Below are 13887 nucleotides of genomic sequence, written 5' to 3'. Positions count from 1 at the left end.
AAAAAAGACATACTTACATTGTCACCGCCCGTTGGCGCCCGTTACTGGGCGGCGACGGCGTGGAAGGGCGCCAGGGCTTCACGCAGATCGACGATGCGCTGCCGGTCGGTTCGGCGATGATCGGCATAGCCAAAATCCGAGGCACCCGACGTGACCGTCGCCGCCTGACTGCACGAGCCATGGACGGCGCGCACGCCGGTGTTGCGCACGATCTCGCCGACATTCTGCGCATGGATGCCGACGCCGGCCATGATCTCGACGCGTGGCGTCGCCGGGTGGCTTTCCAGATAGGTTATAAGCTCGGCGATGACATGAACCCCCTCGATTGCCGACGGTGCGCAGCCGGACGTCAGGATGGTGTCGATCGCCAGGCTTTGGGCGAGGGTGAGCGCCGTAAGCGGATCGGGTACCAGATCGAAACTGCGGTGCAATGTGACCTTAAGATCGGCGGCCTGGGCGTGGTTCACCAGGCGCTCGATCAGTCGCTCGTCGAGTTCACCGCTTAGCCGGTTGGCGCCGACAACGACGCCCTCCAGGCCAATGGCCGCCACCGAGTTCGATATCATCGAGCATCATGGTGAGCTCGGTATCGCTGTAGGTAAAATCACCCTGACGGGGACGGATCATGGCGCGTGTCGGGAAGCCGATAGCCTTGGCCAGACGCATCATGCCGATGCTGGGCGTCAGGCCGCCGATGCCGAGGCTGGCGCACAGTTCGATGCGATCTGCGCCATGAGCGGCGGCGATTTCAAGGCCTTCGGCGGTGTCGACACAGACTTCGAGCAAAACGGATCCGGTCATGCGTCTTCCCTGAGCGCGATGGTGGCGTCATCCGACTGGCGCGCCAGCAGAATGGCGCCGTCGAGAATGTCGGTGGCCGGTTCGGCTAAAACCGCCTTGGTGGCATCGGACAACCACGGCCGGATGTGCGGCCCGAGCCCGCCGACCAGGCAGACGCGCGGCGCGCCGAGTTTGATCTGGTGAGCGATAAAGGTGTCTATATCGGCGGCGGTCTGTTCGATCAGGCCGATGGCGATCGCATCGCGCTGGCGGGCGTGGTCGAAAACGATGGGCGACAGCGCGCCGTAATCGGACGGACGTGCGCGTTCTGACCAGTCGATAATGGCGGCGGGATGGCCGAAATGCGCGATAAGAGCGCGGGTAAAAGGCGAATCGGACGCCAGTCCATCATGAGCCTTTAGGGCGGCGGCAACTGCATCGCGGCCCAGCGCGGCAGCGGAGCCCTTTTCGCTTAACACAAAGCCCCAGCCGCCGACCGGATGACCCTTGCCGCTGATGATGGCATAGCCGGAACTGCCGGTGCCAGCGATCTGGATGCCGCCATCGCGGCCCTCAAAGGCGCCGAGACAGGCGACATGATAATCGGCGGCGGCACGCAGAGCGCCAAAACCCGCCTTTGGCGCGGCTTCAAGGGTGCGTGTGCAGTCGTTCGGCGTCACCACGCCGGCGAGGCCCAGCCCCACGGCCGTTTGCGGGAAAATGTCACGGGTCAGACCGGCTTTTGCCAGCGCCTTGTCGATCGACGCCATGATGTTGGACCAGGCGAGCTCCAGGCCTAAGCGAATATTGGCAGGGCCGCTTTCGGCCTCTCCAAGGATATCGCCTATCTCGTTACGCAGCCTTGCGCGGCATTTTGTGCCGCCACCATCGACACCAATGTAAAAAGCGGGTGAAAATTTGCTTTTCATGACAGTCATTTATTTCCAGGATTTGGGCATTGGAGGATAGGTCTCCTTCGCCCCGGCATGGCAGGCTCGCGCGTCGACATCGTTTTTTGCAAGTTGGCGCGATATTAATGCTGACCAATCTGGCTATTGTCATGTCAAATAATACAAAGATTGGCGATTTGTCTATAAAAACCGTATTGGATGTAAAAATTGGCGCAATCTGAACGACAGATACGAAAAAGCCCCCGGACGATCGGTCCGAGGGCTTTGTTTTAGAGACGGCTTTCAGGTGCGTGGCTAGAACTTCATACGTACCGTGGCTTGCAGACGACGGTCGTTCTGATACCAGGCATAATCGACCAGTTTGCGCGCCGTGTCGGGACTGGCGTCGGTTGGGCCCTCCACCTGCTGCATCAGCTCCGTGCGGGTGTTCAGCAAATTCGTGCCTTCCACTGACACTTCCCAGTTCTCATTGAGCCGGTAGGCCAAACGTGCGTCCAGATAGCCGGCGGCGCGCTGCCAGACCGGGTAGGCGACGCAGCAGTCTTGCGCGGTTACAAGATAGGCCGAGCGCCAGTTATAGGCGGCGCGTGCCGACCACTTGCCTTTTTCGTACATCCCGACCAGGTTGACCGTATCGTCTGACATGCCCTCCAAAGGCAGGTCGTTGAACGTGTTGGCGCTTTTGGTGGTGCCGCCACCGGACTGGCCGGACGAGCCGTCGCCGGAATTCACCGACAGGCCCGTGCTGCTGACGCCGGTATTCTTGATGTGGGTGTAGTTGGTCTGAATGCCCAGGCCATCGAACGGCGCCGGCAGGAAGTCGAAGAAGCGCTGATAGGCCACTTCGAAACCTTTGACGGAAGCGCCCTGGCCGTTGATCGGTCCGCTCACCTCGACCGTGCGGGTGACGCCGCCATTGGTGAAGTCCTGGTACCATTTTCCGTATTGGATATAGTCGTGGAACTTCTTGTAAAAGAGATTGAAGGTGAACGAGCCGGTGCTTGAGAAGTAGTTTTCGAGCGTCAGGTCAAACTGATCGGCCGTGACAGGCTTCAGGTAAGGATTGTTGGCCTGCGCCGTATAGGTGACGTTGGTGCTGATGATATTGCCCGACGCATCACAGGTAAAGCCTGTGCCACAGGTCAATTCACTGGAAGAGGGCGTGGTGGCGCTGACCGTCTTATAATATTTCAGATTGCCGATATCGGGCCGGGACATGGCTTTGGAGGCCGCAAGGCGCATAAACCATGTGTCGGACAGTCCGAAGCGCACATTGAAGCTCGGCAGCCAGTTCTTGTGGTTGGCCGTGGCCGTGTAGGTCGTGTCGCTCGACGTCATGAACAGGCGGTCATCGGCGCTGATATAATAGGTCATGCTGGGGATGACGGTGCCGTCGGCCTGGGTTTCTGTGTCTGTATCGGAATAGACCAGGCCGCTGCTGTAGTTGATGCCGCCGGTGCTTTCATTTTGGGTTTCGACGTAGCGCAGGCCGATATTGCCGTTCACCGTGATGCCGTTGAAGATCGTGGCCTCGCTGCCGCCAAACTTGAGCACGGCATACAGCGCCTTGGTCTTTTCGGAGACCTTGGCGATTTCGGATGCCTTGAAGCAGCCTTCGGCCAGACCCTCGCGATCACACACCGATTCCCAGGCGTTGGCGCCACCAGCGCTGTAGCTGTCCTTGCCGAACAGGCTTGCCATAAGGGACTGGTCTTTCAGGTAATCCATATTGAAGAACACGGCCGACGTCGCATTGGTAATGTCGCCGCCGAAGAAATTGGAATCGAAGGTTTTGACGCCATAGGCGTTGGAGTCCGGGAAGGCGCTGCCGGTGACGAAATAGTCTTCGGCGCTGTAGCTGCTCCAGTAATTGACCACGCTGGCCCAGTTATAGGTGGTCCAGCGCACGGTCTGGTCGCGGTCGGCGTAGCGTGCGCCGACCTTCAGGCTTTTCAGCCAGGGTGAGTCGAAGCTGTATTCCGCATCAAAGCGCGTGGCGAATTCATTACCGTCGCTATCGGTGACGTGGTCCATGAGGTCGGTCAGGCGATAATTCGCGGCGTCCGAAATGCCACCCTCCGTCGTGTTGATATTCGACGGATTGCTGACGGTGAAGTGCGGAAGGTCGCCGGTCAAATCCAGGTCAAGGTTCTGATAGGTGGCCAGTTCGGCCGAAATGTCATAGTTTGTCTGTGTCGCCTTGATGTACTGGATGTCGAAATTCAGCTTCAGGCGCTCGGTCGGATCCCATTTGAAATTGAACGCCGCATCGCGGGTATCGTTCACGCCGTCGCTGTAGCGCGAGGTCGTGGTGAAGTCGTTACCCATCTGACCGCCGCCGCTCCAGTCATAATCGATGAAGTTGCTGCCATCGTTCATGGCGACCTGGCCCTTCCAGACGGTGCCCGTCACCAGGGAGCCCGATGTCAGGAAGCCGCCGTCATCGAAGGTGCAGGTCGTGCCGCTCAGGCATTGCACCTCACTGTCGGAGGTTGAGACGTAGTCGTAGTCCTTGCCGTAGGTGCTGACGCCCGTAGCGGCCGTCATGACGTATTCTTCCCAGGTTTCATGCTTGCGGGACACGTTGTACTGGAAGGTGGCCAGCATGGTGTGGTCGTTGTTCTGCCACTGGGCAGCGAACGAGCCGCCGTCCCGGACGCGGTTATAGGTATTATCGCTGACGCCGATGGATGAGGGGATGTACCGTGTGTCGGTCGTGCCCCAGTTCGTCGCGCTCGACACCTTGCCAATGCGGCCGTACTTGATGCCTTCGGAATTGGTGGAGACCTCTGAGTGCGCGAGGTTCAGCATCACGCCGAATTCGCCATGGTCGGTCTGCCAGCGATCGGCATAAATTCCTGAGACGCCGAGCTTGCCGTCCTTGACGAGGTCGCCATAGGTATATTCAGCGGTTGCCGCCAGAACCCGGCCCTTTTGATCGAACGGCAGGCGTGTACGCAGCGAAATGGTGCCGGCTATGCCGCCTTCGACCAGATCGGCCGTCTGGTTCTTGTAGACGTCGATGCCGCCCATCAGTTCAGGCGAGACGTCCGACCAGCTCAGGCCGCGGTTGGAATCGGCCGTAAAGATATCGCGGCCATTGAATTCAGAGCGAACCTGCTGCAGGCCGCGAACGATGACACCTGACGGCTCGGCCGAAAAGTGAGCGGTATCACCGGTGGCCGCAAAGCGGTTGACCGTGATGCCGGCGACGCGCTGCAGCGCCTCGGCAACAGATTTGTCAGGAAAGGAGCCAATGTCATTGGCGGTGATGGAATCGACCACCGTGTCGGCATTTTTCTTGATCTGCTGAGCGGATTGCAGGGACTTGCGAACGCCGACAACGACGACCTCCTGGGGTGCGCTGGTGCTGGCGGCTTGGGAGTCATCCCCAGGCGTCGTGGCTTGCGCCATGGCCGTACCGGCCAGACCCGAAGCGAGGGCGCCAAGGGCGATCAGGGAAACGGCGGATTTCAGGTGCGAGGGGGCCTTGCGGCGGAATGGTCTCATGTCTCTCCCAGTCTTGTTTACAGGTAGGGGCTTTTCAGCGACGCCTGTGTTTATAAGTTTTGATCCAGTTTATTTCCCGGGTCCGCATGCGCCTCACGTCTGACAGCGTGGACGGGCGCATGGCGCTTCGGAAGCAATAACTATTTCAATTTGGCTTATAGAGCCGAAGCTGTAGTGTCGGCTACAACCTTCGCTCATGTAACGACGTTCCGCGTCATGTAGTGAGATAATTATCGCAAGTTATTACGTCAATGACATATATATTTCAGTCTTTTTCTTAGTATACATATCTATTATGTCTTTATAGATATAGGATTGCCGCAATTTTTATGCCAATATAAAGCCATATACAATATAACATGGGTGAAATATATTGGCCACAATGTGCCGTGCTCTTGGGCAGAGAAGAGGGTGTGCACTTGGACATCAGCTTTTCGGAGTTTCACTAAAAACGGCATCACTTCTCAGATCTACTGACTTCAGTTCCGCAGGCTTCAGAAGGCGCCTGACGTCTGCGCGGCGTTTGTCCCTATAAGAGATCTGATCTTTTCGCCTCATGTCCGATCCTGCCCTCTCTTCGTGCTTTCATCTCGATATTGGATGCCGTTGGCATCGTTCGCGATGGGCAAATGTCATAACAAATGGATGACAGCGTGTTGACTTGGCGGGCGTTTGCTCTAACTCTGCCAGCTTAAGGGATAACGGGTGCTCCCAGAGCGTGCGCCGCCCTCAATTTTCACATGGCATGGGACCGGCTAGCTGAATGGCTATGGATCGCAAAAGGATCGTGAACTGGATTGCGGCTGAGATCATGCCGCATGAGAGATCTGTGCGCGCCTGGCTGCGACGCCTCAAGGTCGATCAGGACGAGATCGACGATCTGATCCAGGAGGCCTACTGTAATCTGGCTGGTCTCGAACGGATTGACCATATCGTCTGTCCCGACCGATATTTTTTTCTGACCGCCCGCAACCTGCTCAACGACAAGCGCCGGCGCGCCAAGGTGATCCGCTTTGAGGGGCTGGCTGAAATGGACAGCCTGGACATGACGTCCGACGATCCGTCGCCGGAGCGCATTATTTCGGCGCGGCGTGAGTGGGAAGCGGTGGCCCGCGTCATCCGTGGCTTACCAGCGCGCTGCCGTCGGGTGTTTGAGCTGCGCAAGGTGCATGGCATGTCGCAGAAACATATCGCGCAACAGCTCAATATTTCCGAGAGCGCGGTCGAAAATGAAGGTGTAAAGGGCATGCGGCTTATCCTGCAGGCCCTGAGAGATGATACCGGTGCGGAAAGCCCGGACTGGTTACAGGTGAAGAATGACAGATATCGAAACCGCAGCCGACATTGAGGCCGCTGCGGCTTCATGGGTTTTACGCCTCGACCGTTCTCCGAATGATGCGAAGCTGAAGGCCGATCTTGAAGCGTGGATGAAAGACGACAACCGGCGGCGCGGCGCGTTTTTGCAGGCCGAAGCCGCCTGGGCGATGCTTGACCAGATGCCCTGGCCGGCGCGTGAGGAAGAGGCTCCGCACCCGGCTGTGATCCGTGCTGCCGCCAAGCCGCCCCATCGGCGTCAGGTATTGTTGGGCGGGTTGGGGTTGGTGGTCGCGGCGGGCGCTGGTGTCTGGGCGCTTGGCCGACCCGACGCCAGCTATGCCACGGTTGTCGGCGAAATCCGCAAGATTCCGCTGGGCGAGGGCTCGGTGGTCGCGGTCAATACGAACTCGCGGATTTCCGTTTCGATGCGATCAGCGCAGCGGCGCATCCGGCTTGAGTCCGGGGAGGCGTGGTTTCAGGTTGCGCCTGACAAGGACCGCCCGTTTGTCGTTGAGGCCGGCGCGCTGAGGCTGCAGGCATCGGGTACGGCTTTTTCCGTTCGTCGCCTTGAGGGCGGCGCAGAGGTTCTGGTCAGCGAGGGGGTTGTGAGCGCCTCTTTGCGCGGTCTTGCTCCGGTGTCGGTATCCGCCGGCGAAGTGGCAGAGACGACCTCGGGTGTGATCTCCGTGCAGGCGCCTGGCCTTGAGGACGTTGACCGTAAACTGGCGTGGCGCGAGGGCAATATCGACCTGGCGGGCGACACGCTGGCCTATGCCGTCAGCCAGTTCAATCGTCACAATCAGCGCCAGCTGGTTATAGCCGATCGTGCCCTATCGACCCGAAAGCTTTATGGTGTTTTCCATGCCAACGATCCCGAAGCTTTCGCCAGGGCGGTCGAAGTCAGTTTGGGAACGCCTGTTTCGGTGCAGTCCGATCGCATTGACATAGGCCGCCGTACGGCCTTGTCGTCTTGACTGTGGAGGGCGGGGGAAGGCATTGAGGTGGCCACGCGTCAGGTTCGGGGTGATAGGGCTTGTGGTGGTGCTTTTGGCATGGCCTGTGATCGCGCTGGCTCAAAAACCCGCAACGTCGCTCGACTTTGACGTTCCGGCGCAAGCGGCGGCCACGGGTGCGGCGGCTTTCGGGCGCCAGGCGCATGTACAGGTTTTGATCTCCGAAGAGGCGGCGCGCGGACGGCGCCTGCGCGCCGTCCAGGGGCGCTATGAGGTGGATAAGGCGCTGCGTTTGATGTTGTGGGGCAGCGACCTGCGCGCGGTTCAGATTCGTCCGGGCGTCTATAGTCTTGTGGTGGCGGCGCCGCCGAAAAAAGCGTCGACCGCCTTGCCGAAGCGGCGCGAACCGGACATTGCGTCTGACCCCGCGCCGCCACAGGAGGTCATCGTCACGGGCACCCGCATCCGCCGCCCCAACCTGACTTCGGCGAGCCCGGTTGTCAGCCTCAATCGGCAGGAGCTTGATGATCAGGGTGTGTTCAATCTCGAAGAAGCCCTGAACCGCCTGCCGCAGGCGCGGGCGGATTCGACCCAGTTCGCCAATGCCTCCGATACTGACGGACGCGCCAAGGTCAATCTGCGCAATCTCGGCTGGCAGCGCACGCTTGTGCTGCTCGATGGCCAGAGGCTGTTGCCGGTTGAGGCGATCGATCTCAATCTGGTGCCTAAGGCGCTGGTGCGCCGCATCGATGTGCTGACCGGCGGCGCCTCGGCGACCTATGGTTCCGATGCGGTGGCCGGCGTCGTCAATCTCGTGCTCGACACAGACTTTGAAGGTCTGGCTCTGACCGGCAGTTATGGCGGCTTCCAGCACACCAATGACGCCAGCGACATTCGCGCGGTGGCGGCGGCCTATCCGGCGATCACCCTGCCAAAGACCCAGGTTTTTGACGGCTTTCGCAGTGATATCAGTCTGGCGGGCGGCAAGAGTTTCGATCAGGGCAGGGGCCATATCAGTGTGTTTTTCGGACGCCGGGACCAGCAGGCGATCACCTGGGGAGATCGTGATTTTTCCGCTTGCCGCCTCATCGAGAGCAACGGTCGGATGGATTGCGTGGTCAACACGATCTATTCCGAATACGGCCGCTTCGCTGTGACGGGCGGCCCCATGACTGGCGCGGTCTATTATGGCGCCAAGGATGGCGGCGGTGTGTTTACGCCCGGCAGTGAAAGCGCCGACTACGCCTATAGCACGCGCCAGGGCTTTGGCTTTCAGCGCCCCGATCAGCGCCTCAGTGCCGGACTGTTTGCGCGCTATCGCTGGTCCGAAACGCTGGAGGGGTACGCCAGTTGGCTTGGCATCGACGATCGCACGCGCAGTCTGTTCTATCCGGCACTGGTGCGCCAGACGGTCGATCTCAACTGCGACAATCCCTATATGTCGACGTCACAGGCGCAGAGTCTGTGTGGTGCCTATGCGGGCACCCGCGCCACGGTGGCGACCGATGTCGCCTACCAGCTCAATGGCCTCGGAAGCCGGCCCCTCGACAACCGCGCGATCAACAAGGATTACCGCATAACGCTCGGGGTCAAAGGAGATTTTGCCGATGTCTGGCACTATGATCTCGGCTTTGTCGGTTCGCGGGTCTACACCTCGCTTTCGGACAATAACGAGGTCGACCTGACCAAATTCGCCCGCTCTCTGCAGGTTGTCGATGTGGCGGGCACACCCACATGCCTGGCGAAGGTGAGCGGTCTCGACCCCGATTGCGTACCCGCCAATATTTTCGGTTACCATACCATAGATCCCGCCTTTTACGACTATGCCTATAGTCACTACAGATGGGCCTCGGTGACTCAGCAGCAGGTCTATACCGCTGCGCTCTCCGGTGACCTGACATCTTACGGCCTGCAAAGCCCCTGGGCTGACAAAGGCGTCGCCACAGCCTTTGGTGTGGAATACAGGCGCGATTCCCTGCGCCATGAATTGGACCAGGCGACACGTGACTATGAGGGCTGGCTTAGCACGGTGGCCGGTCATTATGGCGTCGCCGAAGCCTATGGCGAGCTCCAGGTGCCGCTGGTGTCGAGACGCCCCTTTATTTACGCGCTGGAGCTTAATGGGGCCTATCGTGTGTCGCGCTATGACAATCAGGCGGACGTCCTGCCCACCAGCCGCTACGAGATCCAGTACAGGCCGGTGAAGAGTCTTCTGTTGCGCGCCACGCTCAACAACGCCACCCGCGCGCCCAATATCTCCGAACTCTACGCATCCTCCTACTTTAGCATCAATGGCGCCCTCAGCGATCCTTGCGCCGGGGCGGCCCCCGCGGCGACCGCGGCCCAATGCGCCTATACGGGCGTAACAGTGGCGCAATATGGCCATGTTACCGACTGCGCAGACGCCTGCCGGACCTATGGCGGGGGCGGCAATCCTCTGGTCAGGCCTGAAAAGGCGCAGACCCTGACCTACGGCCTTGTGTGGACGCCAAAAGCGGGCGCCATGCTTTCGGTCGATTATTACCGGATCGTGGTCTCCGATTTTATCGGCTATATCGATCCTGTTTCGGCTTTCAACGCCTGCCTGACCACGGGTCTCAGCTATTACTGCGGATTTGTGCACCGTGATCCGCTGACGGGTGCGTTAAGCGGGAAGGGTTATGTCGGTGGCGCCACGCAGAACACCTACCGGCTTTATAACAGCGGCCTTGACGTTCAGGCCGCCTATACCCGGGGGCTCGGCCGCTTCGGTCGCGCCGACATCAGTCTGATCGGCACCTGGCAGGGCACGACCTCGTTTGAGCACTCGGTTTCGGAGATCCGCGTCAATTGCGCCGGCTATTTCGGTAGCCCCTACTGCTACGCGCCGCAGCCAAAATGGCGGCATAATGCCCGGCTGACGTGGCAGACGCCGTGGCGTCAGGCGGCGCTGTCGCTGAACTGGCGTCACATCGGCGCCACGGCCTATGCCGGTAACAGCGATGATCCGGCGGTCAATGGCGGCGTGGCACGGTCGACGGTCTTCGCCAAGGTGCCGACCTACAATTATATGGATATGTCTGCGGGTCTTCGGCTGCGCCGCGATCTGAGAGTCCATCTTTCGGTCAACAATCTGTTCGACCTGACGCCGCCGATTACGCCCTCGACCAATGTCGACGGCACGACCAACAATCCCAACACCTGGGCGGGCACCTACGACGCGCTGGGCCGCGCCGTTATGCTGAGCTTCGATCTCAAGCTTTAAAGGGTATGACAAGTTTTTAGCGTGTTGCAGCGCGATAAAATTGTCACAAATAATATCATAAGGCATATTTTTGACGGTTCGATGACAAAAAAGTCGTTTTCGCACCAAGGAAAACTTTCGGCCATCCGTTGTCTCTAGTGAAGGCGGGGATTGGCCCGGGCCTGGGGAGTTACAACAGATGTCCGTAATGAACAGATCCTATTTTAAAATTGGTCTTATGACCTCGATGGCCGCATGCGCCATGTTTACGTCGCAAGCATTCGCGCAGGACGCCGCACCGGCGGACAGCGGCGCTCAGGACAAGCCCGAAGTGGTTGTGGTGACCGGCACGCGCATCCGCCGTCCGAACCTGACCTCGACGAGCCCGATCACAACGCTTGACAAAAAAGAGCTGGAATATCAGGGCGTCCTCAACCTTGAAGAAGCGCTGAACCGTCTGCCGCAGGTCCGCGCCAACTCGACGCAGTTCACCAACGGTTCGGATTCCGATGGTCGCGCCAAGATCAACCTGCGTAACCTCGGCTGGCAGCGCTCGCTCGTCCTGCTCGATGGTCAGCGCCTGCTGCCGGTTCAGGCCATCGACCTCAACATCGTCCCGACCGCGCTGGTTAAGCGCGTCGACGTCCTGACGGGCGGGGCCTCGGCGACCTACGGTTCCGACGCCATCGCTGGCGTGGTCAACTTCGTGCTCAACAAGGAATTCAACGGCATCGAGATCAATGGCAGCGTGGGCGGCTATCAGCACACCAACGACGCCAGCGATATCCAGGCCCTGATCAAGAATGTGCCGAGCATCAACCTGCCGAAGAAGAATGTTTTCGACGGCCAGCGCACCGACATCAATATCGCCGCCGGCAAGAATTTTGCCGATGGCCGCGGCAATATCAGCATCTTCCTTGATCAGCGCCATCAGGACGCCGTCACCTGGTCGCAGCGCGACTATTCGTCCTGCCGTATTTTGCAGACAGGGCTCTGTTCGGTCAACACCAGCTATTCGCCCTATGGTCGCTACACCTTCAACGATCGCCCGCCTGAAGTAGCGACTTATTACGGCGCCATGGATGGCAGCAACACCTTCGTCAGGGGCAGCGACGCCTATGGCATCAATACTCGCGAAAAGTTCAACTTCCTGCGTTCCGACGATCGCTTCACCGGCGGTATCTTCGGTCACTACAAGTTCAACGAGCACGCCGAGGTCCACGGCACCTTCCTTTATATGAAGGACGAAAGCTCGTCGCAGTTCTATCCAGCCCTCATGTCCGAGACGGTCGATCTGAACTGTAACAACCCGTACCTGTCGGCGGCTCAGGCCCAGACCATGTGCGGCGCGTCCGCCGGCACTAGCGCCACCGTGTCCACCACGGTCAATTATCAGCTGGACGGTCCGGGCTCGAAGGAACTCGACAACAAGGCGACCAACCAGGATTATCGCTACACCTTTGGCGTCCGCGGCGATATCGCCGATGGCTGGTCCTATGACGTGGGCTTTGTCGGTTCGCGCGTCGAGACGACCCTGTCGGACAATAACAATGTTGATCCGCAGTCGTTCCGTAACGCGATCCAGGTCGTCAATGTCAACGGCACCGCGACCTGCCTGGTCAATGCCGATGCGATCACCACCAACGATGACCCGAAGTGTGTACCGGCCAATATCTTCAGCTACCACACGGTGGATCCGAAGTTCTACGACTATGCTTACCGCAACTATTCGTGGGGTTCGGTCACGCAGCAGCAGACCTACACCGCCAATATCAACGGCGACCTGACGCAATACGGCGTCCAGAGCCCGTGGGCCAAGGACGGTGTGGCCCTGGCCGCCGGCCTCGAATATCGCCGCGATTCCCTGCGCAACGAAGTCGATGCCGCCACCAAGGAGTATGAGGGCTGGCCGAGCACGGTTTCGGGCCACTACGGCGTCAAGGAATTCTACGGCGAACTGCAAATTCCGCTCGTCTCGGATAAGCCGTTTGTCTACAGCCTGGACTTCAACACCGCCTTCCGTCAGTCCAAGTATGACAATCTCGACAAGGCGCTTGGCACCTCGAAGTTCGAGCTTCAGTACCGTCCGATCAAGGACCTGCTGGTGCGCGCGACCTTTAATAACGCTCAGCGTGCCCCGAACATCTCGGAGCTGTTCAGCGGCAAGACCCTCAGCATCAATGGTTCGCTTGAAGACGGTTGCGGTACCTCGAAAAAGCACACGGCTGCTGAATGCGCCAATACCGGTGTGACGGCGGCGCAATACGGCACTATGCGTGAATGTACAACTGGGTCGTGCTGGACCTTCGCCGGCGGTGGCAATCCGCTCCTGCGTCCCGAAGAGGCGGAGACCCTGACCTACGGTCTGGTCTATACCCCGCATCAGGTGCCCGGCCTGATGGTCTCGGTCGATTACTATGATATCCTGATCAACGATTACATCAACTATCTCGATGCCGTCGATAATTACAGCAAGTGCCTGACCACCGGCCTGGACTATTACTGCCAATATATCCACCGCGGCACCGATGGTTCGTTCACGCAAGCCGGTGGCGGCTATGTCGAAGGCGGTACGCTCAACACCTATCGTCTGCACAATCGCGGCCTTGATTTGCAGGCGGCCTATAATTTCGATCTCGGCAAGTATGGCCGCGTCGACACCAACTTCATGGCCACGGCCCTGTCGATCACCGGTGGCCAGGATTCACCGATCACGGCCAGTGTCAACTGCACCGGCTATTTCGGTCAGCCCAACTGCTACGCGCCGCAACCCAAGTGGCGTCATAACCTGCGCGCCACTTGGCAAACGCCGTGGTATCAGTCGTCCGTCTCGGTCAACTGGCGCCGTATCGGCAGCACGACGCTTAGCGGCAACAGCTCGGATCCGGCCGTTAGCAATGGTGGCGGCTACACCAATACCATCTTCACCAAGTTGCCGGACTATGACTATATCGACATGAGCGGCTCGGTGCGCCTGCGCCAGAACCTGACGCTCAACCTGTCGGTCAACAACCTGTTCGATCTGACCCCGCCGATTACCTATTCGCAGAACGTCGACGGCACCTCGAACAACCCGAACACCTGGACGGGTACCTATGATCCTCTTGGTCGTTCGATCCTGCTGAGCTTCAAACTGAAGCTCTAACAGAGTCGCTTCAACGATCATGTGCGGATGCGCGCTGGCTTTCCCCGG

The 13887-nt window shown here is 59.3% G+C and carries 8 protein-coding genes; 4 read left to right on the top strand and 4 right to left on the bottom strand.

Annotation, left to right across the window (positions count from 1 at the left end; genetic code table 11):
- Window positions 1-41: 41 nt before the first annotated feature.
- The 4 genes from ABQ278_RS20730 to ABQ278_RS20715 form a co-directional block, all read right to left on the bottom strand.
- On the bottom strand, window positions 42-566 hold the full coding sequence (locus tag ABQ278_RS20730; RefSeq protein ID WP_349322920.1) for a copper homeostasis protein CutC: 525 nt from the start codon (window positions 564-566) through the stop codon (window positions 42-44).
- The gene (locus ABQ278_RS20725; protein WP_349322919.1) at window positions 496-801 is read right to left on the bottom strand and encodes a copper homeostasis protein CutC; all 306 of its coding nucleotides are present in this window, start codon (window positions 799-801) and stop codon (window positions 496-498) included. Before ABQ278_RS20725 ends, ABQ278_RS20730 begins: the two co-directional genes overlap by 71 nt.
- Window positions 798-1709 carry a BadF/BadG/BcrA/BcrD ATPase family protein gene (locus ABQ278_RS20720; RefSeq protein ID WP_349322918.1) on the bottom strand — a complete coding sequence of 304 codons (912 nt, stop codon included), beginning with the start codon at window positions 1707-1709 and terminating at the stop codon, window positions 798-800. Before ABQ278_RS20720 ends, ABQ278_RS20725 begins: the two co-directional genes overlap by 4 nt.
- A 276-nt stretch (window positions 1710-1985) precedes the next feature.
- Window positions 1986-5201, bottom strand: coding sequence for a TonB-dependent receptor (locus ABQ278_RS20715; RefSeq protein ID WP_349322917.1), 3216 nt, complete (start codon window positions 5199-5201; stop codon window positions 1986-1988).
- Window positions 5202-5964: 763 nt separating this feature from the next.
- On the opposite strand from ABQ278_RS20715, the gene ABQ278_RS20710 reads away from it, so the two are divergent.
- The 4 genes from ABQ278_RS20710 to ABQ278_RS20695 all read left to right on the top strand — a co-directional run bounded on the left by ABQ278_RS20710 (window position 5965) and on the right by ABQ278_RS20695 (window position 13839).
- Window positions 5965-6549: a sigma-70 family RNA polymerase sigma factor gene (locus tag ABQ278_RS20710; RefSeq protein ID WP_349322916.1), complete on the top strand. Its 585-nt coding sequence runs from the start codon at window positions 5965-5967 to the stop codon at window positions 6547-6549.
- Complete coding sequence (locus ABQ278_RS20705; RefSeq protein ID WP_349322915.1) at window positions 6518-7492, top strand: FecR domain-containing protein; 975 nt, start codon at window positions 6518-6520, stop codon at window positions 7490-7492. The genes ABQ278_RS20710 and ABQ278_RS20705 overlap by 32 nt, the downstream gene beginning before the upstream one ends.
- A 67-nt stretch (window positions 7493-7559) precedes the next feature.
- The gene (locus ABQ278_RS20700; protein WP_349322914.1) at window positions 7560-10715 is read left to right on the top strand and encodes a TonB-dependent receptor; all 3156 of its coding nucleotides are present in this window, start codon (window positions 7560-7562) and stop codon (window positions 10713-10715) included.
- 217 nt (window positions 10716-10932) lie between these two features.
- Window positions 10933-13839 carry a TonB-dependent receptor domain-containing protein gene (locus tag ABQ278_RS20695; protein ID WP_349322913.1) on the top strand — a complete coding sequence of 969 codons (2907 nt, stop codon included), beginning with the start codon at window positions 10933-10935 and terminating at the stop codon, window positions 13837-13839.
- The last annotated feature ends 48 nt before the right edge of the window (window positions 13840-13887 follow it).

Origin of the sequence: Asticcacaulis sp. MM231, from assembly GCF_964186625.1 — a bacterium.
Classification (GTDB): domain Bacteria; phylum Pseudomonadota; class Alphaproteobacteria; order Caulobacterales; family Caulobacteraceae; genus Asticcacaulis.
This window is presented reverse-complemented; position numbering and strand designations above follow the sequence as displayed.

Coding starts and splice junctions, on each gene's coding strand:
- ABQ278_RS20695 (WP_349322913.1), top strand. CDS start 10,933: ATGACCTCGATGGCCGCATGCGCCATGTTTACGTCGCAAGCATTCGCG.
- ABQ278_RS20710 (WP_349322916.1), top strand. CDS start 5,965: ATGGCTATGGATCGCAAAAGGATCGTGAACTGGATTGCGGCTGAGATC.
- ABQ278_RS20705 (WP_349322915.1), top strand. CDS start 6,518: ATGACAGATATCGAAACCGCAGCCGACATTGAGGCCGCTGCGGCTTCA.
- ABQ278_RS20725 (WP_349322919.1), bottom strand. CDS start 801: ATGACCGGATCCGTTTTGCTCGAAGTCTGTGTCGACACCGCCGAAGGC.
- ABQ278_RS20720 (WP_349322918.1), bottom strand. CDS start 1,709: ATGAAAAGCAAATTTTCACCCGCTTTTTACATTGGTGTCGATGGTGGC.
- ABQ278_RS20730 (WP_349322920.1), bottom strand. CDS start 566: ATGATATCGAACTCGGTGGCGGCCATTGGCCTGGAGGGCGTCGTTGTC.
- ABQ278_RS20715 (WP_349322917.1), bottom strand. CDS start 5,201: ATGAGACCATTCCGCCGCAAGGCCCCCTCGCACCTGAAATCCGCCGTT.